Here is a 24,125-nt window from a genome sequence, read left to right as displayed (position 1 = left end):
GCGCAGTTGAATCGTCAGCCGCCATTTTAATGCATCGCGGCGGCCCGGCCGGACGTTGCCGCCCGCATGCCGTCCCGGCGCGGGAGCGCGACAGTACGGGCCGGCGTTGCGCGCGGCCGTCGAACGGGCCGTGCGCCATGCAAACGCGGATTCTCCGTCGTCCGTTTTTGCCGGTGGACAAGCGCCGATTACCCGATAGAATTCCCCCGGAACGCCCCGCCGCACGGGCGGCTCGACCGACCGGCGGCGGGAATCTGTTCCGTTTGCGCGACACCGGCATGATTTTTTTGTGACGGGGCGCGAATGATGGTAGTTTTCGGGGTTTTCGAGGGGCGGCGCGCCGGAATGCGCCGCCATGACGAGGCAGACGGCAGCCGGGCAATGCGTCCGGCCGAAGGGAGAACGGGATGAAAGCAAAGGTAGTGGGCCGGTTCGCGGCGCTCGCGCTGTGCGTGGGCGCATCGGCGGCAGCGGCGAAGGATACGCAGCTCAATGTCTATAACTGGTCGGACTACATTGCGAAGGACACGATCCCGAACTTCGAGAAGCAGACGGGCGTCAAGGTCCGCTACGACAACTACGACAGCGACGACACGCTGCAGGCGAAGCTGCTGACGGGCAGCTCGGGCTACGACATCGTCGTGCCGACCAGCAACTACGCGGGCAAGCAGATCGCCGCCGGCATCTTCGCGCCGCTCGACAAGTCGAAGCTGCCGAACCTCAAGTACCTCGATCCGCAACTGATGGCGCTCGTCGCCGGCGCGGATCCGGGCAACAAGTACTCGGTGCCCTGGGCGTACGGCACGACCGGTCTCGCGTACAACCTGACGAAGGCGCAGCAGGCGCTCGGCAAGGTGCCGCTCGACAACTGGGACATCCTGTTCAAGCCGGAAAACATCGCGAAGCTGAAGACCTGCGGCGTGTCGGTGCTCGACGCGCCCGACCAGATGTTCGCGGCGACGCTGCACTACATCGGCAAGGATCCGATGAGCACGAACCCGGCCGACTACAAGGCCGCGATGGACGTGCTGAAGAAGATCCGCCCGTACATCACCCAATTCAACTCGTCGGGCTACATCAACGACCTGGTCGGCGGCGACATCTGCTTCGCGTTCGGCTGGTCGGGCGACGTCGTGATCGCGAAGCATCGCGCGATCGAGGCGAAGAAGCCGTACAAGGTCGAGTACTACATTCCGAAGGGCGGCGCGCCGGTGTGGTTCGACGTGATGGCGATCCCGAAGGACGCGAAGAACAAGGAAGCCGCGCTGCAGTGGATCAACTACATCGAGGATCCGAAGGTGCACGCGGCGATCACCAACGCGGTGTACTACCCGAGCGCCAACACCGAGGCACGCAAGTACGTGCGGCCCGACGTCGCGAACGACCCGGCCGTCTACCCGCCGGCCGACGTCGTGAAGACGCTGTTCCTGCTCAAGCCGCTGCCGCCTGAAATCCAGCGTCTGCAGACGCGTCTGTGGACCGAGTTGAAGTCGGGCCGCTGACGCGAGCCGAAGTGAACCCGCGGTCATGAAGCCCCTGGTGCCCCCGGGGGCTTTGTTCGTCTAACGCAGGAGAGAAGCAGCACATCATGAATAGCCAGTCGGGCGCGCCAGTTGCGGGCGCGCCGTTCTCCGTTTCCTCCTCCGGCGCCGATGCGCGCGCCGAGAACTTCATCCAGATCGTCGACGTCGTCAAGAAATTCGGCGACACCGAAGCCGTGCGCAGCGTCAACCTGACCGTGCGCCAGGGCGAGCTGTTCGCGCTGCTCGGCAGCTCGGGATGCGGCAAGTCGACGTTGCTGCGGATGCTCGCGGGCCTCGAGACGGTCACGTCGGGCAAGATCCTGATCGACGGCGAGGACCTCGCGCAGATGCCGCCGTACAAGCGGCCCGTGAACATGATGTTCCAGTCGTATGCGCTGTTCCCGCACATGTCGGTCGAGTCGAACGTCGCGTTCGGCCTCAAGCAGGAAGGCACGCCGAAGGCCGAACTGAAGGCGCGTGTCGCGTCCGCGCTCGAACTCGTGCAGATGGGCAAGTATGCGAAGCGCAAGCCGCACCAGTTGTCCGGCGGCCAGCAGCAGCGTGTCGCGTTGGCCCGCTCGCTGGTCAAGCGCCCGAAGCTGCTGCTGCTCGACGAGCCGATGTCGGCGCTCGACAAGCAGATCCGCCAGCGCACGCAGATCGAGCTCGTCAACATCCTGAACAAGGTCGGCGTCACGTGCATCATGGTCACGCACGACCAGGAAGAGGCGATGACGATGGCGAACCGGCTCGCGGTGATGAGCGAAGGCCAGATCGTGCAGATCGGCTCGCCCAACGAAGTGTACGAATACCCGAACAGCCGCTTCTCGGCCGAATTCATCGGCTCGACGAACCTGTTCGACGGCGTGACGGTCGAGGACGAGCCCGATCACGTGTACATCGAATCGCCGGAGCTGCCGAGCCGGCTGTACGTGAGCCACGGGATCTCGGGCCCGCTCGGGATGCCGGTCACGGTGTCGGTGCGCCCCGAGCGGATCGCGCTCACGCGCAAGCCGCCCGAAGGCGCGTTCAACTGGGCGCGCGGCCGGATCAGCAACGTCGCGTACATGGGCGGCTATTCGCTGTATCACGTGAAGCTCGACGGGGGCAAGACGGTGATCGCGAACGTGTCGAGCCTCGCGATTTCCGAACTCGACACGCCGGCGCTCGCCGACGAGATCTACGTGCGCTGGAGCGCGACCGCCGGCGTGGTGCTGACGTCATGAACGCGTTCAAGTCCCTGCTCGAGTGGCCGGTGCGGCGCTTCAACCTGACGGGCGCCACGGCGGTCGTGGCCGGCCCGTTCACGTGGCTCGTGCTGTTCTTCCTCGTGCCGTTCGTGCTGGTCGTGAAGATCAGCTTCGCGGAGCTGCAGCTCGGCATCCCGCCGTATACGGAACTCGCGTCGTACGCGGACGGCGTCGTGCACATCGCGCTGAACCTGTCGCACTACGCGTTCCTGTTGACCGACAGCCTGTATTTCGCGACCTACGTGAACTCGGTGTGGGTCGCCGCGATCACGACGCTGCTGTGCCTGCTGCTCGGCTATCCGATGGCGTATTACATCGCGCGCTCGAACCCGGCCACCCGCAACCTGCTGATGATGGGCGTGATGCTGCCGTTCTGGACGTCGTTCCTGATCCGCGTGTACGCGTGGATCGGCATCCTGAAGAACAACGGGCTGCTGAACAACTTCCTGATGTGGATCGGGCTCACCCATACGCCGATCGAGCTGTACCGCACGAACTACGCGGTGTACATCGGGATGGTGTATTCGTACCTGCCGTTCCTGGTGATGCCGCTCTACGCGCACCTCGTGAAGATGGACCTGCGCCTGCTCGAAGCCGCGTACGACCTCGGCGCGAAGCCGTGGAAGGCGTTCGTGCAGATCACGCTGCCGCTGTCGAAGAACGGGATCATCGCGGGCTGCCTGCTGGTGTTCATCCCGGCGGTCGGCGAGTACGTGATTCCGGAGCTGCTCGGTGGCGCGAATACGCTGATGATCGGCCGCGTGATGTGGAACGAGTTCTTCAACAACGCGGACTGGCCGATGGCGTCGGCCGTGACCTGCGCGATGGTGCTGCTGCTGCTCGTGCCGATGGCGATGTTCCAGCACTTCCAGGCGAAGGAACAGGGAGGCCGCCGATGAAGCCGAATCGCTACCTGCAGTTCGCGGCGCTGTTCGTCGGCTTCGCGTTCCTGTACATCCCGATCCTCAGCCTGATCGTCTATTCGTTCAACGAGTCGAAGCTCGTCACCGTGTGGTCGGGTTTTTCGTTCCGCTGGTACGCGGCGCTCGTCGAGGACGACGAGTTGCTGACGGCCGCGTGGCTGTCGCTGAAGATCGGCGTGCTGACCGCGTTCGCGTCGGTGTTCATCGGCACGTGGGCCGGCTTCGTGCTCGCGCGGATGGGGCGCTTTCGCGGCTTCGCGCTGTTCAGCGGGATGATCAACGCGCCGCTCGTGATCCCCGAGGTGATCCAGGGGATCTCGCTGCTGCTGCTGTTCATCGAACTCGCGAAGTGGATCGGCTGGCCGGCCGAGCGCGGCGTGTTCACGATCTGGCTCGGCCACGTGATGCTGTGCATTTCCTACGTCGCGATCATCGTGCAGTCGCGCGTGCGCGAGCTGAATCCGTCGCTGGAAGAAGCCGCGCTCGATCTCGGCGCGACGCCGTTGAAGGTGTTCTTCACGATCACGCTGCCGCTGATCTCGCAGGCGTTGATCGCCGGCTGGCTGCTGTCGTTCACGCTGTCGATCGACGACCTCGTGCTGTCGGCGTTCCTGTCGGGCCCCGGCTCGACGACGCTGCCGCTCGTCGTGTTCTCGCGCGTGCGCCTCGGCCTGAACCCGGAGATGAACGCGCTCGCGACGCTGTTCATCATCGCGGTGACGGCCGGCGTCGTGATCGCGAACTTCGTGATGCTGCGTCAGGAACGCAAGCGGATGGCGGGATTCGCCGCCTGACGCGCCGGTTGCGGCCGTGATGAAAAACGCCCGGTGCCGACGACGAGTCGGGCCGGGCGTTTTGTTTGGCGGCGCGTCACGATCGCCGGCCCGTCGCCGGCGTTCATGCGCCGAACGCCGCCTTCGCCAGCAACCCCAGCGCGACGCACACGAGCACGGCCGCGAACCCGGCCTGCACGTGCCGCGCGGCGAGGTGGCGCGACGCGCCGCGGCCGATCGCCATCCCGATCGCGGTCGCGACGGTGAACCACAGCGTCACGTCGAGCGGCGCGCGCGTGCCCGACACGAGCGTGGCCAACACGCCGCCGGTGCCGACCAGCGCGATCACCATCAGCGACGTCGCGACCACCCCATGCATCGACACGTTCGTGAACTTGCGCAGCATCGGCACGATCACGAAGCCGCCACCGACACCGAGCAATCCCGTCATCAAGCCCGTGACCGCGCCGGTCGACGCCAGCGCGATGCCCACGGGCCACGACCACACGAGCCGGCCCGTATCGGGATTCACGCGGCCGACGCACAGCGGCGACGCGTCCGCATCGGCCGCCTGCCGCCGCAGCGCCTGTCGCAACAGGCGGCCGGCGACGACCAGCATCGTCAGCGCGAACAGCGCGAGCAGCAGGCGCTGCGGCAGCACGTGCGCGAGCCGCACGCCGAGCGTGGTCAGCGGCACGCCGGCCACGGCCATCAGCAGCGCGGCGCGATAGCGCACGAGCCCACGGCGAAAGCCTTCGAGCGCGCCGAGCGCGGCGCTGCCGGCCACCGCGACGAGCGCGACGGGCGTGGCCTGCTGCATCGGCCAGCTCATTCCGACGACGAGCGCGGGCACCGCGAGAATGCCGCCGCCGGCGCCGGTCAGGCCGAGCACGGCGCCGACGAAACCGCCGAGCACGAGGGAAATCAGCATGACGTCATCGCGCTCCGGTCAGCGTGCGATCGCGGGCTTCGCGAGCCATTCGCGGCCCTTGAGCATCGCCTTCCAGTAGAGCGGCGGCAGCACGCGCTCCTTGAGCAGCCATGCGAGCCGCGACGGGCGCTTGCCGTCGATCAGCCATGCGGGGAAGGTCGGCGCGACCTTGCCGCCGTACAGGAACTCGGCGAGCACGATCTTGCCGCGCTCGACGGTGAGCGGGCACGAGCCGTAGCCGTCGTACACCGCGTCGCCGTGCGCGCGGCCGAGCGACGCGAGCAGGTTGTGCGCGACGACGGGCGCCTGCTTGCGGGCGGCCGCGGCCGTTTTCGCATTGGTCGTGTTGGTGACGTCGCCGAGCGCGTAGATGTCCGGAAACTGCTTGTGCCGCAGCGTCGCCGGATCGACGTCGATCCAGCCGGCCGCGTCGGCGAGCGGGCTCGCGCGCACGAAGTCCGGCGCCTTCTGCGGCGGCACGACGTGGATCATGTCGAACGCGCGCTCGACGGTTTCCTTGCCGCCTTCCGGCAGCGCGCGCGAGAACGTCGCACGGCGCGCGGGCCCGTCGATCGCGACGAGGTTGTGGCCGAACGACAGCGCGATGTCGTAGCTTTTCACGTACTCCATCAGCGCGGGCACGTAATCGGCGACGCCGAACAGCGCGCCGCCCGCATTGAGGAATTCGACGTTCGCGGCCGCGAGTCGGCCCGCGCGCCGCCAGTGGTCGCATGACAGGTACATCGCCTTTTGCGGCGCGCCCGCGCACTTGATCGGCATCGGCGGTTGCGTGAAGAGCGCATTGCCGCCGCGGAACGCCCGCACGAGTTCCCACGTGTACGGCGCGAGATCGTAGCGGTAGTTCGACGTGACGCCGTTGCGGCCGAGCGTGTCGGCGAGGCCGTCGATCGCGTGCCAGTCGAGCTTGAGCCCCGGGCACACGACGAGCTTGCGATAGCCGATGCGCCGGCAGCCGTCGAGCACGACCGCATGCGCGTCGGGCTCGAAGCCCGCGACGGCGGCCTGGATCCGCTGCACGCCGCGCGGCAGCACGTCGGTCATTGGCCGCGCGGTGGTGCCGGGCTGGAACACGCCCGCGCCGACCATCGTCCACCCGGGCTGGTAATAGTGGACGTCGGCCGGATCGATCACCGCGATGTCGAGCGACGCGTCGCGCGCGAGCAGGCTCGACGCGACCGCGATGCCCGCCGCACCGGCGCCGACGATCACGATGTCGTGCCGTGCGTCCACGGTCGGCGCCGTCCGGCGGCCGCCTGGCGCGATACGCGAGGCGAGTGCGCTCAGATCGTAGCCAGCCGCGCCGGCGGCTGCCACGAGGTCGTCCAGCGGCCGCAGCCCGGCTTGCGACAGCGCCCACAGCGTGGCCGAACGCGTGCCGCTGCGGCAGTACGCAAGCACGGGCCCGTCGAGCGACGCAAGCAGCGCACCGAACTGCGCGGCCTGGTCGTCGGTTACCTTGCCGGTATCGACCGGCAGGTAATGCACGTCGATGCCGAGCGGCGCGGCGGCCGCGCGGATCTCGGTGACGGTCGGCTGGTCGGCGCCTTCGCCGTCGGGCCGGTTGCAGATGATCGCGCGGATGCCCGCCGCGTGAAGCGCGGGCAGGTCGGCCGCCGCGATCTGCGGCGAGACCGACAGCGTGTCGGTCAGCTTGCGGATGGTCATGTCGGGGTTCTCCGGATGGGCGGGGCGCACGGCTCAGATCGCGTCGAGCGGGATCTTCAGGTAGCGCACGCCGTTGTTCTCGGGTTCGGGCAGGTGGCCGGCGCGCATGTTGACCTGCACGGACGGCAGCATCAGCACGGGCATGTCGAGCGTCGCGTCGCGCGCGGTGCGCATCGCGACGAAATCGTCCTCGGTCACGCCGTCCTTCACGTGCACGTTCGCGCGGCGCTGCTCGGCGACGGTCGTCACGAACTGCACGTCGCGGCCGCCCGGCTGGTAGTCGTGGCACAGATACAGGCGCGTGTCGGGCGGCAGCGCGAGCACGCGCGCGATCGAGCGGTACAGCGTGCGCGCGTCGCCGCCGGGGAAGTCGCAGCGGGCCGTGCCGTAGTCGGGCATGAACAGCGTGTCGCCGACGAACGCCGCGCGCTGTGTCGCATCGTCCACGCAGTAGGTCATGCACGCGGGCGTGTGGCCCGGCGTGTGCAGCGCGCGGATCGTCAGCGCGCCGAGCGCGAGCGTGTCGCCGTCGTCGACGAGCCGGTCGAACTGGCGGCCGTCTTCCGCGAAGCCGGGGCCGGCGTTGAACAGCGTGCCGAACACGTGCTGCACGCGACGCACGTGCGAGCCGATCGCGATCCGGCCGCCGAGCCGCGCTTTCAGATACGGCGCGGCCGACAGGTGGTCGGCGTGCACGTGCGTTTCCAGCAGCCAGTGCACGGTCGCGCCGAGTTCGGCGACGCGCGCGATCAGCCGGTCGGCGCTGGCGGTGCGTGTGCGGCCGGATTTCGGGTCGTAGTCGAGCACGCTGTCGATCAGCGCGCAAGCGCGGCTCGCCGTATCGAGCAGGAGATAGCTGACGGTGTGGGTCGCCGGGTCGAAAAAACCTTCGACCGACAGGGCGGGGGCGTGGCTCACGGGGTGTCCTCGATCGGGTTCTGCATCTGCAATCGCGATCTTTACTTCAAGAAGCGTGCCAACCTGCGGTGCAGCGTCCACCGATGTGGCAAGGACTTGATTCGGCTCGGTTTTTCGGTGCATCGGCGGCCCGCTGAGGGCGGCGGCGACATCCGGTTGACGACGATGACTGCCACAACTGGCAGTGTCGTGGCAGAATTGGCAGCCTGCCTGGCAGTCCGTCCGGGCGCCCCTTCGCCGAGCGAGCCGCCGCATGAATCCGCACGACACCATTCCGATCGTCCCCGCCCCGCGCCACGACGCGATGCCCGACGTACGCGCACTCGTCGCGTATCTCGAGCAGGACCCGCAGCCGATGATCGTGGTCGATCCCGACTACCGGATCCTCGCGGCGAACGACGCGTACCGGAGCCAGTTCGGTGTGGCCGGCGTCGAGCACGTGGGCCGGCACTGTTTCCAGGTGTCGCATCACTACGACGTGCCGTGCGACCAGGCCGGCGAGCATTGCCCGATGAAGCAGGCGCTCGAATCGCGCGGGCTGAACCGCGTGCTGCACATCCATCACACGCCGCGCGGCCCCGAGCATGTCGACGTCGAACTGCGGCCGATCTTCGATGCGCACGGCACCGTGATCGCGTATGTCGAGCGGCTGACGACGGTGCGCAGCGCGTCCGCGCAGCCGAGCGCGGAAGGGCTCGTCGGCGGCTCGGACGCGTTCAACGCGGCGCTCGGCGCGCTGCAGCGCGTGGCACCCTCGACGCTGCCGGTGCTGCTGCTCGGCGAATCGGGCACCGGCAAGGAGCTGTTCGCCCGCGCGTTGCACGAGGCGAGCGACCGCGCGATGGGGCCGTTCGTCGTCGTCGATTGCTCGGGGATCGCCGAGACGCTGTTCGAGAGCGAGCTGTTCGGCTACGAGAAGGGGGCGTTCACGGGCGCGAACCAGCGCAAGCCGGGCCTCGTCGAAACCGCGCAGGGCGGCACGCTGTTTCTCGACGAGATCGGCGACGTGCCGCTGCCGATGCAGGTGAAGCTGCTGCGGCTGATCGAATCGGGGACGTTCCGGCGTGTCGGCGGCGTCGAGGCGCTGCGCGCCGATTTCCGGCTCGTCGCGGCCACCCACAAGCCGCTGCGCGAGATGATCGACGACGGCCGGTTCCGGCAGGATCTCTACTACCGGATCAACGCATTTCCGATTCCGCTGCCGGCGCTGCGCGAACGGCGGGGCGACGTCGCGCTGCTGGCCGAATCGATCCTGCGGCGAATCGCGAACGCGCGCGGCAAGGCGGGCGACGCGAATGCCCGGCCGTTCACGTTGACCGAACGCGCGCGCGCATGCCTCGACGCGTATGCGTGGCCCGGCAACATCCGCGAGCTGCGCAACGTGCTCGAACGCGCGTGCCTGTTCGCGGACGACGGGACGATTCGCGTCGAACACCTGCCGGCCGAGCTGGTCGCGGCCGCGGCGGCGCCGCACGTGCAGGCGGCGGACACGCGCGGTGTGTCGGACGCGGAGCTCGTGCGCATCGCGCGCGCGTTCGACGGCACGCGCAAGGCGCTCGCCGAGCGGCTCGGATTGAGCGAACGGACGCTGTACCGGCGGATGAAGGCGCTCGGTCTCGGTACGCGGGAGCGCTGAACGGCGGGTGTCGCGCGAGGCTGTCGGCGGCACGCGGCTTCGTCGATAATGGCGCGTTCGATTCTCACCCCGTCGCCGATGAAAATACGCTTCCTTTTGCCTGGCCTGTTTCTCACGGCGGCAGTGCTGTCCAATCCCGTACAGGCGGCCGATTACACGTGGACCGACGCGGCCGGCGCGCATGCCGTGACGCTCGCCAGAACCGTATCCGGCGGCGACGTCGAGCTCAAGGTATCCGCGACGCTCGACGGCCGCCCCGACTGGACGGTGCGCGACTACGTGAAGGATTGCCCGGTCGACGTGATTCTCGACGTCGTGCCGAAATCGATCGAGATGCGCGACCTGCTCGGCACCGGCCGCAAGCAGTTCCTGTTCGCGTACAAGATCGGTTGCCGCGGCGACGTGAGTGCCGATCAGGTCAAGTATTTCCTGATCGACGCGGGGACGAAGTACGTGCTGCGCGGCGAGGAAACCGTGACGGTCAACGGCAAGTTGGTCGACGGCGGCGCGGCGCCCGTGCCGAACGCGGACCTGAAGGCGCAGCCCGCGCTTCTGCGCTACATGACGAAGCGCTGGCGCGGGATCAGCATGCGCAGCGACTAGGGTGGGTTATTGGCGTGAACGGGCGCTGGCCGGACGCCCGGCCGGTGAGCGCGCGATACCGGCCGCCAATGGCGAAACGGGCGGCAAACGGGAAACAGCTCGCCGCCCGCCCGTCATGCGATCAACGCACCGGCGCCAACTGCGCCATCGCTGCGCGCATGAAACCGAGCAGCGTGTCGTCGGTCCACGAGTCCTTCGTCAGCGCCGGCTCGTTCATCAGCGCCTGACGGAATTTCGCGTGCGTGGCAGGATCGTCGCCCGCGTAGCTGCGGAACAGCTCGAGCCAGCGCTGCGCGAGCGCGCGGCCTTGCGGCGAATCGGGCGGCGTGCCCGCATCGATCGCGTCGCGCACGTCGGCCATCAGTTGCGGCCATTCCATCGCGCGTTCGGCGTAGTGCGCCCGCATGAAGCGGATCTCGTCCGGCGTGAGGTACTTCTCGAAGAGCCGCATCTTCGTTTCCGACGATGCGCGCAGCACGTAGTCGCGCAACGCGGTCGAGATGCCGATCTTCGACTGCATCGACGGCTCCTGCTCGTGCATCAGGTTCAGTTTCGCGAGCAGCCGCGGATCGTTGTTCGTGTCGCGCACCAGCAGCGCCATCCAGCGCGCGGCGAGCGCACGCACGCGCTCGTCCTCGGCGGGCACGCCCGCCTCGTGCAGCGCACGAACTTGCGCGACGAGCGCGATCCATTCCGCGTCGCCGGCCTGGCTCTTCTGGTACATCGGCAGGCGCGCGAGTTCTTCCTCGGAGAAATATTTGTCGTACACGGTCATCAACTCCAGTGTGGTGAGCCAATCGGCCAGTTCCGGCTCGGTGCCCGCCGCGAGCTGCGCGTGCAGGCTCGCGAGCCGCTCGCGCAGCTGCGCGGTTTGCGCGAGCTGGCGGTCGAGCGACGCGATCTGCTTCGCGACGAGATCGACGAGCGGGGTGCCGGGCTGGTTCAGGTAGTCGCCGATTTCGGCGAGCGACAGTCCGAAGCGACGCAGGGCCTGGATCTGGTGGAGCCGGGCGATGTCGTCGCGGTCGTACAGCCGGTAGCCGTTGTCGGCGCGCGCCGAAGGCGTCAGCAGGCCGATGGCGTGATAGTGATGAAGCGTGCGGACGGTCAGCCCGCTGCGTTTCGCCAGTTCTCCCACTTTCAGCCGCATTCGTTCCTCCGTTCGGTGCGCACACTGGAGTCTCGAACGTTACGCTACGTGAGGGTCAAGCGGAAGATCGGCGATCGGACGCGCGTGGCGGGTAGCCGCACGCGCGTCCGATCCGGGGGGGCGGTTATTGCGCCGAAGGCGCGGCGGCGCGTGCTTCCTTGCCGGTCGCAGTGTCGCCGGCGGCGTTGCCGGCCTTGTCGGACGGCGCGTCCTTGCCGGCCGGCGGCGTGCCCATCGCCTGGTAAAGCCGCGCGGTATCCGCGAGCCGCGCACCGGTCGCGCGAATCTCGTCGAGCCGCGCATTGCGGTACTGCAACTCGCTCGCGCGCGCGGCCGACGGCGGCAGCGCGCCGAGCCGCACGCGGGCGGCCGCGTCGTCGTATGCGCCCCGTGCGGACAGCGCGGCGCGCGACGACGCATCGAGCGCTTGCGCGTCGTGCTCGAGCGCCGCGAGCGAATCGGCGACGTTCTGGAACGCGCCGAGCACCGCCTGCTTGTACTGGTCGACCGCGGCCTCGTAAGTCGCCTTCGCCGCGCGGCGCTGCGCGAGCAGCGCGCCGCCGTGAAAGATCGGCTGGCTCAGCGACGCGCCGACGTTCCAGATCGCGCCGGCGCCCGACAGCATCGCCGGCCAGCTGAAGCCGCCTTTGCCCATCGCCGCCGACAGCGACAGTTGCGGGAACATCTGCGCGGTCGCGAGGCCCACTTCGGCGGCGGCGGCCTTCAGCCCCGCGTCGGCGGCCTGGATGTCCGGGCGGCTTTGCAGCAGGTCCGACGGCACGACGACGGGCACCTGTTCGGGCAGGTGCAGGTCGGCGAGCGCGAGATCGGCCGGCGGCCGGTCGGGCGTGCGGCCGACCAGCACCGCGAGCGCATGGCGCGCCGAGTCGCGCTGCTGGCGCAGCGCGGGCAGGCTCGCCGCGAACGTGTCGGCGCTTTGCCGGGCATTGAGCGCGTCGCTGCGCGATGCCGAACCGAGCGCGTAACGGCGCTCGGCGTCGTGCGCCTGGTCGTTCGCGAGCGCGACGAGCCGCTCGGTGGTCTCGATCTGCGCATTGAGCACCGACACGGTGATCGACGCGGTGACGATGTTCGCGGCCAGCGCACGCCGCGCGGATTCGAGCTGGAACGCGCTGACGTCGACGCGTTTCGCGAGCGCGCGGTTCCCGAAGCGCGACACGCCGAACAGGTCGACCGTGTAGCTCGCCTGCAGTTGCCCGACGAACGTGTCGTACAGCAGCGTCGGCGCGCCGAGCGCGGGAATCGGCACGCCGAGCGCGCGCTGGCGTGCGGCCTGGCCGACCGCGTCGATCGACGGCAGCATCGAGCTGCCGATCTGCCCGCGCAACTGTTCGCGCGCGGCATCGAGCGAATGCGACGCCGCGCTCAGCGTCGGGCTGTTGCGCAGCCCTTCGTCGACGAGCGCGTTCAGCGCATCGGAACGGTACTGTTTCCACCAGTCCGGCACCGGCTGTGCGCCGACCTCGAACTGCTGCGCGACGCCTTGCGCGGACACGGTCTGCTCGACCTGCGGCGCGGCGCCGTAGTGCGCGGGCGACGGCATCGCGGGCGGCTCGCCGCTCGGCGCGAACCATGCGCAGCCCGCGAGCGGGCCGGCGAGGCTCGCCGCCGCGAGCGCCCGAACGGTTTTCGTTTTCAGGGTCATCGATCGATTCATGGTCAGGTTCCCGACGGCGCGGCAGACGTGGCGCCTGGCGGCGGGCCGTCCCGAGGGTCGCGTTCGTCGCGCTTCACGCGGAACCACGTCGCGTACAGCGCAGGCAGGTAGAACAGCGTCAGCACGGTGGCGCTCGTGATGCCGCCCATCAGCGCGGTCGCCATCGGCCCGAAGAAATTCGAGCGCAACAGCGGGATCAGCGCGAGCACGGCGGCCGCGGCCGTCAGCGTGATCGGGCGGAAGCGCCGCACGGTCGCGCCGATGATCGCGTCGACGCGGCCGTGGCCGGCCGCGATGTCCTGCTCGATCTGGTCGACCAGGATCACCGAGTTGCGCATGATGATCCCGAACATCGCGATCACGCCGAGCATCGCGACGAAGCCGAACGGCTGGCCAAATAGCAGCAGCGTCGCGGCCACGCCGATCAGCCCGAGCGGCGCGGTCAGCACGACCATCAGCACGCGCGAGAAGCTTTGCAGCTGGATCATCAACAGCGTGAACACGGCGATCGCCATCAGCGGCATCTGCGCGTTGATCGATGCCTGCGCCTTCGCGCTTTCCTCGACCGAGCCGCCGATGTTGATCTGGTAGCCGACCGGCAACTGCGCGCGCAGCGCGTTCAGCTTCGCGTCGACCGCGTGCGTGACGTCGATGCCCTGTGCGCCGGCGCGCACGTCGGATTGCACGGTGATGGTCGGCTGGCGGTCGCGCTCCCACACGACGCCGTATTCGAGCGTCGGCGTGAAGCGGCCGAGCGAGCCGAGCGGCACGGGGCCGTTCGGCGTCGGCAGCGCGAGGCCCGCGAGCTTCGCCGGATCGACGCGGTCGGCGCGCGGCGCGCGCAGGTCGACGGCGATCAGCTTGTCGCGCTCGCGATACTGCGTGACGGTCGTGCCGGACAGCGTCATCGCGAGGAAGCTCGACACGTCCTGCGACGTGACGTTCAGCTCGCGCGCCTTCTTCTGGTCGAGCTCGAAGCGCACCGAGCGCTCGGCCGGCTCGTCCCAGTCGAACTGCACGTTGACCGTGCGCGCGTCGCCGCGCATCGTCGCCGCGACCTTCTCGGCGATCGAGCGGACCGTCGCGATGCTGTCGCCGCTCACGCGGAACTGCACCGGATAGCCGACCGGCGGGCCGTTCTCGAGCCGCGACAGCCGCCAGCGCACGGCCGGGAACTTGTCGCGCAGCGTGGTTTCGAGCCAGGCCGCGAGCTTCTCGCGATCCTCGACCGATTTCGCGGTGATCACGAACTGCGCGAAGTTCGGCAGTTGCAACTGCTGATCGAGCGGCAGGTAGAAGCGCGGCGCGCCGCTGCCGACGAAGTTCACCGAATGGTCGATCTCGGGACGCTTGTCGATCACCTTCTCGAGGCGCTCGGTCTCGCGCAGCGTCGCCGCGAACGACGCACCTTCGGGCAGCCGCAGGTCGACCAGCAGCTCGGGCCGGTCGGAGCTCGGGAAGAACTGTTGCGGCACGAGCGTGAAGCCCATCAGCGCGACGACGAACAGCGCGCCCGTGATCAGCAGCACGACGAAGCGCCGCTCGATGCACCAGTCGATCCAGCCGCGCAGCCGCCGGTAGAAGCGGGTGTCGTAGATGTCGTGCTCGTGATCGTCGGGCAGGTGCGCCTCGTGCGCGTGCCGCTTGCGCTCGGGCAGCATGTGATAGCCCAGCAGCGGGATCAGCACGACGGCCGCGAACCACGACGCGATCAGCGCGATCGCCGACACCTCGAAGATCGAGCGCGTGTATTCGCCGGTGCTCGATTTCGCGAGCGCGATCGGCAGGAAGCCCGATACCGTGACGAGCGTGCCCGTCAGCATCGGGAACGCGGTGCTGGTGTACGCGAAGGCGGCGGCGCGCGCGCGGCTGTAGCCCTGTTCGAGCTTCACGGCCATCATCTCGACCGCGATGATCGCGTCGTCGACGAGCAGCCCGAGCGCGAGCACGAGCGTGCCGAGCGACACCTTGTGCAGCCCGATGTCGAACAGGTACATGAAGAGGGCGGTGACCGCGAGCACGACCGGAATCGAGATCACGACGACCATCCCGGTGCGCAGCCCGAGCGACACGAGGCTCACGACCAGCACGATCGCGACCGCTTCGGCGACGGCTTCGAGGAAGTCGTCGACCGAGTGCGAGACCGCGTGCGGCATGCTCGATACTTCGGTCAGCTTCAGGCCGGCCGGCAGTTGCGCCTGCAGATCCTTCGATTCGGCGTCGAGCGCCTTGCCGAGCCGGATCACGTCGCCGCCCGGCTGCATCGTCACGCCGATGCCGAGCACCGCATGGCCGTTCGCGCGCATCTGCGTAACCTGGGGATCGTCGTAGCCGCGCCTGACCGTCGCGAGATCGCCGAGCCGGAACGTGCGGCCGTTGATGCGGATCAGCGTATCGGCGATCGCGGCGACGTTGTCGAACTGGCCGCTCGGCCGCACGAACACGCGATCGTCGGCGGTCGTCAGCACGCCGGCCGACGAGATGTCGTTCTGCGCGTTGATCGCCTGCCCGAGCTGCTGCGGCGAGATGCCGAGGCGCGTGAGTTGCGCGTTGTTGACCTCGATGAAGATCCGCTGGTCGGGGTCGCCGAAATAGTCGACCTTGCCGACGCCCGGCACGCGCAGCAGCACGGTGCGCAACTGGTCCGCGTAGTCGTGCAGTTGCGCGGGCGTGAAGCCGTCGCCCTCGAGCGTCCAGATGTTGGTGTAGACGTCGCCGAATTCGTCGTTGAAGAACGGACCCTGCACGCCGGGCGGCAGCGTATAGCCGATGTCGCCCACCTTCTTGCGGATCTGGTACCAGGTCTCGGGCACGTCCTTCACGGGCGCCGAATCCTTCATCGTGAAGAAGATCAGCGATTCGCCCGGGCGCGAATAGCTGCGCAGGAAGTCGATGGCCGGCGTTTCCTGCAGCTTGCGGCCGATCCGGTCGGTCACCTGTTCCTGCACCTGCCGCGCGCTCGCGCCGGGCCAGAAGGTACGGATCACCATCACGCGGAACGTGAACGGCGGGTCTTCGGATTGCGCGAGCCGCGTGTAAGCGAGGATGCCCGCGAGCGTCGCGAGCGCGATCAGGTAGACGACCAGCGCCTGGTGGCGCAGCGCCCAGGCGGACAGGTTGAAGCGGCCTTCTTCGTGGGAGACGCTCACGATGCGAAGTCCTCCGGATGCAGCGGCGCGATCGCGCGCACCTTCTCGCCCGCGCTGACCGTATGCACGCCCTGCAGCACGACGCGCTCGCCCGGCTGCAGCCCGCGCGACACGGTGACGGTGCGCTCGTTGAAGCGCGCGACGTCGACGCGGCGCAACTCGAGCGTGTCGTCCTTGGTGCGCACGACCCACACGGCCGGCTGCGCGCCGTCGTGGAACAGCGCGGTGGCGGGCAGCGTGATCGGCTGCGCGTCGCCGGCAACCGGCGCGCCGGCGAACGCGACGTCCGCGGTCATCCCGAGCCGGATCGCGGGGTCGGGCGTACCGAGCGTGAGCTTCACGCGCCAGGTGCGGCTTTGCGGATCGGCGGCCGGCGCGATTTCGCGCACCTTCGCGGCGAACTGGCGCCCCGGCAGCGACGGCAGCGTGACGGTGGCCGCATGACCGGGCGCGAGCGACGCGAGCGCGGCCTCGGGCACGTCGCTCACCACGTCGACATCGCCCGACCACGCGAGCTGGTAGACCGGCTGGCCGGCCGACACGTTCTGGCCGGTGTCGGCCTGTTCGGCGGTGATGGTGCCCGCGTGATCGGCGACGAGCGTCGCGTAGCGGAGCTGGTTCTTCGCGAGCGCGAGCTGCTGCTGCGCCTGGTCGCGTTGCGCGAGCGCCGACGTGTAGCTGTTCTGGGTCTGTTCGAGCTGCGCGGTCGCGATCAGGTTTTCGCGGGCCTGCGCGCGATCGCGGTCGAGCTGCTGCTTCGCGAACGCGAGGCTGTGCGTCGCGGCATCGAGTTGCGCCTGCGCACTCGCGGCGTTCTTCTCGACGTCGGACGGATCGAGCAGCGCGACGACCTGGCCGACCTTCACCGTATCGCCGAGCCGCACCCGGCGCTCGATGATCTTGCCGGCGATGCGGAACGACAGCGGGGTGGCATAGCGCGGCTGGATGTCGCCGGGCAGCGTGCGCGCGGCCGCGGCGGTGTCGGCCCGTGCGGGCAGCGCGACGACGGGGCGCGGGGCGGGCGGCGCGGATTCTTTCGGATGACAGGCGGCAAGGACGAGCGCGGCGCCGATCAGCAGCGCGGCGCGGGAACCGGAGCGATTCACGAAACCCCCAGGTGAGGTGGAGCGGAACGAAGCCGGCAAGCGCGGCGGGCGCTTGCCCCAAAACGGCGCCGGCATCGGCGCGCGCGGACAGACGGACAACATTGTCAGAAACTGTGGCGGATTCTAATACACACCTGTATCCGAATGCAAAGATGAATCTGAAAGGGAAAGGATGCTAGACTGCGCGCCATGAAACCACAGCGCTTAACTCGAGAGCAGAGCCGGGACCAGACGCGCGAACGTCTGCTGAAAGCCGCGCATCGCATTTTTCTGAAGAAGGGCTATGTGGCCGCGAGCGTCGAGGACATCGCGGCGGCGGCCGGCTATACGCGCGGTGCGTTCTATTCGAATTTCCGCAGCAAGTCCGACTTGCTGCTGGAGTTGCTGGAGCGCGATCACGAGGAGGTGCGGGCCGACTTCGAGGCGATTTTCGAAGGCGGCGGCACGCGCGAGCAGATGGAATCGATGGCGCTCGCGTATTACCGGACGCTGTTTCGCGACGACGAATATTCGCTGCTGTGGGGCGAGGCGAAGCTGCAGGCCGCGCGCGACGCGAAGTTCCGCGTGCGCTTCAACCAGTTCCTGCACGGCAAGCGCGTGCAGATGGCCGAATTCATCGAGCGCTTCGCCGAGCGTTCGGGCACGCCGCTGCTGCTGCCGGCCGACACGCTCGCGTTCGGGCTGATGTGCCTGTGCGACGGCGTGCAGTCGTACTACACGGCCGATCCGCAGCACGTGTCGGCCGACGTGGCCGAAGCGGCGCTCGCGGGGTTCTTCGCGCGGGTCGTGCTGGGGCGCGCGCCGGACTGACCGGCGCGGGCGGTGCGGCGGCGCGCGTCAGCGCTCGCCGGTCATCCGCCGGTACGCATCGAGCAGCGACGTCTTGTAGACGACGCCCGCGAGCGTCGGCTCGGCTTCGCTCTCGATCACCGGCAGGCGCTCTCCCTGGAACGCCATGAAGCGTTCGAGCGCGGTCGCGAGCGGCATGTCGGGCGTGAGCAGCGGAAACGGCGTATGCGCGTAGTGCGCGGCCGTCTTGTCGGTCGTGTCGCGCTTGTCGAGCAGGTCCGACGTGATGTCCTTCAGCGCGACCGCGCCGCGAAAGCGCCCGGCGTCGTCGGTCACGTACAGGTACTTCACCGGATATTCGAGAAACACGCGTGTCATGTCGGCGACGCTCGCGGTGAGCGGCACGACCGTCTGCGCGGGCTGGATCAGCGCGCGCATCTGCGTGGTGCGCAGCCGCTGCCGCTCCTGCGCGTCCTGGTAGTGATGCTGCGTGATGTCGTACATCGACGTCGTGCCCGTCGCGCGCGCGACGAAATACGCGAACACGCACGACACCAGCAGCGGCAGCACGACCTGATAGCTCAGCGTCATCTCGAAGATCATCAGGATCGCCATCAGCGGCGCCTGCGTGGCGCCCGCCATGAATGCGCCCATCCCCACGATCGCGTACGCGAAATAGGCCGACGTATGGCCGGGCCACAGCGCGTCCATCGCGAGCCCGAACAGCGAGCCGAACACGGCGCCGACGAACAGCGTCGGCGTGAACACGCCGCCGATCGCGCCCGAGCCGGCCGTCGCGGCGGTCGCGATCACCTTGAACACGAGTACCGCGACGAGCGCCTGCCAGGTCCACGGTGAATGGAGGATGTGGTTCACGACGCTGTAGCCGTTGCCCCACACGTCGGGAATCCACACCGAGATCACGCCGACGACGAGGCCGCCGAGCGCGAGCCGCACGGGCAGCGGCACCGGCAGCCGCTTGAACTGCGTCTTCGACGCGTCGATCAGATGCAGGAACTGCGGCGCGAGCACGCCGCACAGCGCGCCGAGCACGACGAACGGCAGCACCTCGGCGCCCGTCACGGCCGGAAACACCGGCATCTCGTACGGCGGTCGGTAGCCGGCGAATTCGCGCATCACGATGTTCGCGACGACCGATGCGACGACCATCGGCCCGAAGCTCTCCATCGCGATCGTGCCGAGCACGATCTCCGACACGAAAAAGGCGCCGGCGATCGGCGCGTTGTACGCGGACGTGATGCCGGCCGCCGCCCCGCACGCGACCAGCAGGCGCAGGCGCGGCGGGTCGAAGTGCGCGAAGCGGCCGACGAGCGACGCGGCGAGCGCCGCAAGCTGCACCATCGGGCCTTCGCGGCCGATCGAGCCGCCGCTGCCGATCGTCAGCAGCGACGACACGCTGCGCCACAGGCTCTGGCGCACGGGCACGACGCCGTTGCCGAGCGCGACCGATTCCATGTAGTCGGTCTTGGCCGCCTCCTTGTCGCCGCGCGTCGCGAAGAGCAGCACGCAGCCGGCGAGGAAGCCGCCCGCGGCCGGCATCCAGAACCGCACGTACCACGGCAGGCTCCTGGCCATCTGCACGAAGCTGCCGCTGTGCCCCGAGATCAGGCGCTGCATCAGGTCGATGCCTTCGCGGAACGCGATCGTCGCGAAGGCGCCGCCGACGCCGACGATGGCCGACCAGATCAGCATCGTATGGGCGTCCGACAGGCGGAGCAGCGTTCGGGCGCGTGTGCGCAGCTTCAGCAGGAACGAGAGCACGGCTGAAAGGGGGCGATGGAAAACGACGCGAAGCATAGCACCGCGCCGCGCCCGCGGGACTCTCCCGTCGGGCGCGGCGCGCGAACCGTCGCGGACGTGCGGCTCAGCCAAGCCAGTGCTGCACGGCCCAGGTGACGCCGTAGCCGCCGACGATCAGCCACACGTACAGGATCAGGCCGGTCATCAGCGCTCGCGGGCCGGCCGCGCGGATCTGGGCGACGCGCGTCTCGATGCCGAGTGCGGTCATGGCCATCGTCAGCGCGAAGGTGTCGAGCACGTTCAGCGTGTGCGTGACGTCCGCCGGCAGCACGTTCAGCGAATTGACGATCACGAAGCCGAGGAAGCCGAGCGCGAACCAGGGCACCGCCACCTTGCGCCTGCCTTGCGTGCCGCCGGCCGCGTCGTGCGCCGAGCGCGCGGACCGGGCGAGCCACCAGCCGAGCGCGAGCAGCACCGGCACGAGCAGCATCACGCGCGTCATCTTGACGATCGTCGCGACGCGCACGACCTCCGGGCTGATGTCGCTCGCCGCGCCGACCACCTGCGCGACTTCGTGGATCGTGCCGCCGAAGAACAGGCCGAGGCCCGCCGGATCGAGGTTCAGCAGACCGGCGTGATAGGCGAGCGGATACAGGAACATCGACAGCGTCCCGAACAGCACGACGCTGCCCACGGCCATCGCGCTCTGGTGCGGCTTCGACTGCAGCGTCGACTCGAACGCGAGCACGGCGGCCGCGCCGCAGATCGCGCTGCCGGCGGCGGTCAGCAGCGCGGCGTCGCGGTCGAGCTTCATCAGCTTCATGCCGACCCAGGTGCCGATCACGAGCGTGCTGACGACGACCAGCACCGATACCGTGAGGCCCGGCAGCCCGACCTGCGCGATTTCCTGCAGGCTCACGCGCAGGCCGAAGAACGCGACCGCGATGCGCAGCAGCTTGCGCGCGGAGAAATTGACGCCGGCCGCCCAGCTGGCCGGCATGCCGTCGCGCAACGCGTTGCCGTACAGCGCGCCGGCGACGATGCCGACGATCAGCGGCGACAGGCCGAGCCCCGCGATCGCGGGGAGCTCGGACAGGCTCGTGACGGCGGCGGCGAACAGCGCGACGAACAGCACGCCGTTCAACTGGCCGCGCATCGACGGCGCGGCATGGCTGAGAGGGGGAGTCGGAGCAGTGGACATGGGAGCACCGTGATGGAGCGTGTGGCGATGGTGTAATCCTAATTTCGTTATATCGATATGAAAAATTGTGATTTGTGACGTAAACTATCCGGAAAGCCGATAATTCATCGCCATGACCCCGGATCAACTGATAACGTTCGCCGCCGTCGCCGAGCATCTGAACATCAGCCGCGCCGCCGTGGCGCTGCATCTGTCGCAGCCAGCCGTGTCGGGCCAGTTGCGGCTGCTGCAGGACGAGTTCGGCGAGCCGCTGTACCAGCGCGACGGCCGCGGCATCCGCCTGACGCCGGTCGGCGAACAGCTCGCGCAGTACGCGAAGGCCCAGCGCGACACGTTCGCGCAGGCGCGTGCGTTTCGCGACGCGGTGCGCGGGCTGGAAGCCGGCACGCTGCGCATCGGCGCGAGCACGACGCCCGCGAGCTACCTGCTGCCGTACCTGATCGCGGCGTTCCAGCCGCGCGCGCCGCGCGTGTCGATCCAGACGATGAGCGGCAATACGGCCGACGTGGTCGCGGCGCTGCCGTCGCTCGACATCGCGCTGATCGAAGGGCCGCCCGGCGAGGCGCTGCCGCCGGGTACGGCCGTGCACGCGTGGCACGAGGACGAGATCGTCGCGATCGTGCCGGCCGGCCATCCGCTCGCGGCGCCTGGCCACGACGCGGGCGTGACGCTCGATGCACTCGCCGCGCATCCGCTCGTGCTGCGCGAGGCGGGCTCCGCGGTGCGGCAGCTCGTCGAGCGCGCGTTCGCGCACGGCGGCGCGCCGATGCGCGTCGCGTTCGAGATCGCCGGGGTCGAGGCCGTGAAGGAAGCCGTGCGCGCGGGAATGGGCGTCGGGTTCGTGTCCGCGATGTCGCTGCGTCACGAGGATGCGGCGCTCGTGCCGCGCTCGCTGGCGCCCGCGCCGCTCACGCGGCATTTCTCCATTCTCGTGCCGCACGGCGGCGCGCCGTCGCGAATCGCCGCGCAATTCCTCGAAATGAGCCTCGCGCAGGGCCTCGCATAGACGCTCGACGCTGCGCCGGGAACAGGTGTTGCATGCGTTCGGGCGCGTATTCGTGTGACCAGCGGGCCTTAGGGATTTCCTCTATGGCGTGGGTCTGAAGCGAAGCGCACCATCCGTCTCAAGCAAATGGAACCGGTTCCATTCCGGTTGAAAAAGGGCAACATGGCAGACATCGTGATCGTGGCGAGCGCACTCGGGATGGACCGGGTGCGCCAGGAGGGCCACAGTGCATTCATCGCGACCGTGGCGGCATCCGGTGCGACCGGGTTCGAGGTGCGGCGCGAACTGTTCGCGTCGGACGACGACACGGCGCCCGGCGCGCTGGCCGCGCTCGGCGCGCGAATCGCCGGCCACGGATTGTGGTCGGTCTATTCGACACCGGACTCGCTGTATACGGAAACGGGCGCGCTCGATGCCGACGCTTTGCGCGACGCGCTCGCGCAAGCCGATGCGCTCGGCGCGCGCTTCGTGAAATTGCAGCTCGGCGGCTTCGCGGGCGACGCGCACGCGGCCGAGATCGTCGCGCTGTCGGGCGGCGCGCGGGCTCGCGTGGTGGTGGAAAACGGTCAGCTCGAGGTCGGCGGCGCGTTCGCGCAGTTCCGCGCGCTGTTCGATGCGCTGGCCGATGCCGGCGTGCCCGATGCGCTCGGCATGACGTTCGACATCGGCAACTGGCAGTGGCGCGGCGAAGCGCCGCTCGACTGCGCGCAGGTGCTCGCGCCGCATGTGGAATACATTCATTGCAAGGCCACCGAAGGCGAGGGCGCGCGTCGTTTCGCCGTCGCGCCGGCGCCGAACGACCCGCTCGTGACCGGCGTGCTCGCGACACTGCCGCGGCATGCGCCGCGCGGCATCGAGTTCCCGTTCGACGCGGCCGACCTGGCCGGCGATGCCTGCCGGCGTGTCGCGTGGCTCGCGACCGCGTGACGGCAGCAGGATCCTGAGGAGTTCAGTCATGAAAGCAGCACTCGATGTCGTGACCTACGGCGAAGCGATGGCAATGTTCGTCGCGACGGAGCCCGGCCACCTCGCGCACGCCGGGCAATTCGCGAAGCGGATCGCCGGCGCCGATCTGAATGTCGCGATCGGCCTGTCGCGGCTCGGCTTCCGGGTCGGCTGGATGAGCCGGGTCGGTAGCGATTCGTTCGGCCGCTACGTGCTCGACACGCTGGCGCGCGAGGGCATCGACGCGTCGTGCGTGACCGTCGACCCGCGTTACCCGACCGGTTTCCAGCTGAAGTCGCGCAACGACGACGGCAGCGACCCGACCGTCGAATATTTCCGCAAGGGTTCGGCCGCGAGCCACCTGTCGTGCGACGACTACGTGGCCGACTACGTGCTCGGCGCGCGCCATCTGCACCTGACGGGCGTCGCGCCGGCGATCTCGGCGACGTCGTGCGAACTGGCATTCCGGCTCGCACGCGAGATGCGGGCGGCCGGCAAGACGATCTCGTTCGATCCGAACCTGCGCCCGACGCTGTGGCCGTCCGCCGACGTGATGGCGAAGACGCTGAATGCGCTCGCGACGCTCGCCGACTGGGTGCTGCCGGGCCTTGCCGAAGGGCGGCAGCTCACCGGGCACGACACGCCGGCCGACATCGCGGGCTTCTATCTCGCGCAGGGCGCGCGCGGCGTCGTGATCAAGCTCGGCGAGCAGGGCGCGTATTTCCGCACGGCCGACGGCCGCGAAGGCATCGTTGCCGGCGAGCGCGTTGAAAAGGTCGTCGATACGGTGGGCGCCGGCGACGGCTTCGCGGTCGGCGTGGTCAGCGCGTTGCTCGAAGGCCGCAGCGTCGAGCAGGCGGTCGCGCGCGGCAACCGGATCGGTGCGCTCGCGATCCAGGTGATCGGCGACTCGGAAGGGTTGCCGACCCGCGACGCGCTCGACCGGCTCGAAAATGTCAGCAATGACGCCGATCGCTTAGAGGAAACCATCACCGCGCAATGAGAGGCCGGACACGGCACAATCCGCGGATCCATTTCGTGCGCGACGCACAGCAGTTTTGTTCGAGGCCGGGCAGGCGCCAGCGCGTCCACTCCGG

General features: G+C 68.9%; 19 protein-coding genes. 10 read left to right on the top strand and 9 right to left on the bottom strand.

Going from position 1 to position 24,125, the window contains the following annotated elements; translation table 11 throughout:
• Nucleotides 1–407: 407 nt before the first annotated feature.
• The 4 genes from LGM42_RS06490 (at nucleotide 408) to LGM42_RS06475 (ending at nucleotide 4,490) form a co-directional block, all read left to right on the top strand.
• On the top strand, nucleotides 408–1,502 hold the full coding sequence (locus LGM42_RS06490; protein WP_059645918.1) for a polyamine ABC transporter substrate-binding protein: 1,095 nt from the start codon (nucleotides 408–410) through the stop codon (nucleotides 1,500–1,502).
• A gap of 86 nt (nucleotides 1,503–1,588) precedes the next feature.
• Nucleotides 1,589–2,749 (top strand): ABC transporter ATP-binding protein, encoded by a 1,161-nt coding sequence (locus LGM42_RS06485; RefSeq protein WP_059583465.1) that lies wholly within the window; start codon nucleotides 1,589–1,591, stop codon nucleotides 2,747–2,749.
• Nucleotides 2,746–3,672, top strand: a complete 927-nt coding sequence (locus tag LGM42_RS06480; protein WP_059498848.1) for an ABC transporter permease subunit — start codon at nucleotides 2,746–2,748, stop codon at nucleotides 3,670–3,672. The genes LGM42_RS06485 and LGM42_RS06480 overlap by 4 nt, the downstream gene beginning before the upstream one ends.
• Nucleotides 3,669–4,490 carry an ABC transporter permease subunit gene (locus tag LGM42_RS06475; protein WP_059583461.1) on the top strand — a complete coding sequence of 274 codons (822 nt, stop codon included), beginning with the start codon at nucleotides 3,669–3,671 and terminating at the stop codon, nucleotides 4,488–4,490. Before LGM42_RS06480 ends, LGM42_RS06475 begins: the two co-directional genes overlap by 4 nt.
• Before the next feature lie 103 nt (nucleotides 4,491–4,593).
• Here LGM42_RS06475 and LGM42_RS06470 read toward each other — a convergent pair whose 3' ends face one another.
• From LGM42_RS06470 to LGM42_RS06460, 3 genes are read right to left on the bottom strand one after another with little or no spacing between them, the layout of a single operon-like run.
• Nucleotides 4,594–5,400 carry a sulfite exporter TauE/SafE family protein gene (locus LGM42_RS06470; protein ID WP_226231829.1) on the bottom strand — a complete coding sequence of 269 codons (807 nt, stop codon included), beginning with the start codon at nucleotides 5,398–5,400 and terminating at the stop codon, nucleotides 4,594–4,596.
• Nucleotides 5,401–5,418: 18 nt separating this feature from the next.
• Nucleotides 5,419–7,086: a bifunctional protein tyrosine phosphatase family protein/NAD(P)/FAD-dependent oxidoreductase gene (locus LGM42_RS06465; protein WP_059583458.1), complete on the bottom strand. Its 1,668-nt coding sequence runs from the start codon at nucleotides 7,084–7,086 to the stop codon at nucleotides 5,419–5,421.
• A 33-nt stretch (nucleotides 7,087–7,119) separates the two neighbouring features.
• Nucleotides 7,120–8,004 (bottom strand): MBL fold metallo-hydrolase, encoded by an 885-nt coding sequence (locus LGM42_RS06460; protein WP_059583456.1) that lies wholly within the window; start codon nucleotides 8,002–8,004, stop codon nucleotides 7,120–7,122.
• A gap of 253 nt (nucleotides 8,005–8,257) precedes the next feature.
• Between LGM42_RS06460 and LGM42_RS06455 the strand changes: the two genes are divergently transcribed.
• Together LGM42_RS06455 and LGM42_RS06450 are read left to right on the top strand one after the other, a co-directional pair.
• Nucleotides 8,258–9,640: a sigma-54 interaction domain-containing protein gene (locus LGM42_RS06455; protein ID WP_226231828.1), complete on the top strand. Its 1,383-nt coding sequence runs from the start codon at nucleotides 8,258–8,260 to the stop codon at nucleotides 9,638–9,640.
• A 78-nt stretch (nucleotides 9,641–9,718) separates the two neighbouring features.
• Nucleotides 9,719–10,243 carry a M949_RS01915 family surface polysaccharide biosynthesis protein gene (locus LGM42_RS06450; protein WP_226231827.1) on the top strand — a complete coding sequence of 175 codons (525 nt, stop codon included), beginning with the start codon at nucleotides 9,719–9,721 and terminating at the stop codon, nucleotides 10,241–10,243.
• Between the two features lie 121 nt (nucleotides 10,244–10,364).
• Here the strand turns inward: LGM42_RS06450 and LGM42_RS06445 are convergent, their stop codons facing one another.
• From LGM42_RS06445 to LGM42_RS06430, 4 genes are all read right to left on the bottom strand, one after another.
• Complete coding sequence (locus LGM42_RS06445) at nucleotides 10,365–11,393, bottom strand: MerR family transcriptional regulator (protein WP_060318689.1); 1,029 nt, start codon at nucleotides 11,391–11,393, stop codon at nucleotides 10,365–10,367.
• A 124-nt stretch (nucleotides 11,394–11,517) separates the two neighbouring features.
• Nucleotides 11,518–13,071, bottom strand: a complete 1,554-nt coding sequence (locus LGM42_RS06440) for an efflux transporter outer membrane subunit (protein WP_060318686.1) — start codon at nucleotides 13,069–13,071, stop codon at nucleotides 11,518–11,520.
• 2 nt (nucleotides 13,072–13,073) lie between these two features.
• Nucleotides 13,074–16,220: an efflux RND transporter permease subunit gene (locus LGM42_RS06435; RefSeq protein ID WP_226231826.1), complete on the bottom strand. Its 3,147-nt coding sequence runs from the start codon at nucleotides 16,218–16,220 to the stop codon at nucleotides 13,074–13,076.
• Nucleotides 16,217–17,326: an efflux RND transporter periplasmic adaptor subunit gene (locus tag LGM42_RS06430; protein ID WP_059583447.1), complete on the bottom strand. Its 1,110-nt coding sequence runs from the start codon at nucleotides 17,324–17,326 to the stop codon at nucleotides 16,217–16,219. Before LGM42_RS06430 ends, LGM42_RS06435 begins: the two co-directional genes overlap by 4 nt.
• Before the next feature lie 189 nt (nucleotides 17,327–17,515).
• Between LGM42_RS06430 and LGM42_RS06425 the strand changes: the two genes are divergently transcribed.
• Nucleotides 17,516–18,136 (top strand): TetR/AcrR family transcriptional regulator, encoded by a 621-nt coding sequence (locus tag LGM42_RS06425; RefSeq protein WP_059583446.1) that lies wholly within the window; start codon nucleotides 17,516–17,518, stop codon nucleotides 18,134–18,136.
• A gap of 27 nt (nucleotides 18,137–18,163) precedes the next feature.
• Here LGM42_RS06425 and LGM42_RS06420 read toward each other — a convergent pair whose 3' ends face one another.
• Entirely contained in the window at nucleotides 18,164–19,897 is a 1,734-nt protein-coding gene (locus LGM42_RS06420) for a ClcB-like voltage-gated chloride channel protein (RefSeq protein WP_226232039.1), read from the bottom strand.
• Nucleotides 19,898–20,000: 103 nt separating this feature from the next.
• Nucleotides 20,001–21,077: a YeiH family protein gene (locus LGM42_RS06415; RefSeq protein ID WP_226231825.1), complete on the bottom strand. Its 1,077-nt coding sequence runs from the start codon at nucleotides 21,075–21,077 to the stop codon at nucleotides 20,001–20,003.
• Between the two features lie 112 nt (nucleotides 21,078–21,189).
• Between LGM42_RS06415 and LGM42_RS06410 the strand changes: the two genes are divergently transcribed.
• The 3 genes from LGM42_RS06410 to LGM42_RS06400 all read left to right on the top strand — a co-directional run bounded on the left by LGM42_RS06410 (nucleotide 21,190) and on the right by LGM42_RS06400 (nucleotide 24,031).
• The gene (locus tag LGM42_RS06410; protein WP_059583441.1) at nucleotides 21,190–22,083 is read left to right on the top strand and encodes a LysR family transcriptional regulator; all 894 of its coding nucleotides are present in this window, start codon (nucleotides 21,190–21,192) and stop codon (nucleotides 22,081–22,083) included.
• Between the two features lie 162 nt (nucleotides 22,084–22,245).
• A complete protein-coding gene (locus LGM42_RS06405; protein WP_226231824.1) occupies nucleotides 22,246–23,010 on the top strand; it encodes a sugar phosphate isomerase/epimerase family protein in 765 nt (254 codons plus the stop codon).
• Nucleotides 23,011–23,038: 28 nt separating this feature from the next.
• Nucleotides 23,039–24,031: a sugar kinase gene (locus tag LGM42_RS06400; RefSeq protein ID WP_059645878.1), complete on the top strand. Its 993-nt coding sequence runs from the start codon at nucleotides 23,039–23,041 to the stop codon at nucleotides 24,029–24,031.
• Nucleotides 24,032–24,125 lie beyond the last annotated feature (94 nt).

Source organism: Burkholderia sp. AU39826 (assembly GCF_020419965.1).
Lineage (GTDB): Bacteria > Pseudomonadota > Gammaproteobacteria > Burkholderiales > Burkholderiaceae > Burkholderia > Burkholderia semiarida.
This window is presented reverse-complemented; position numbering and strand designations above follow the sequence as displayed.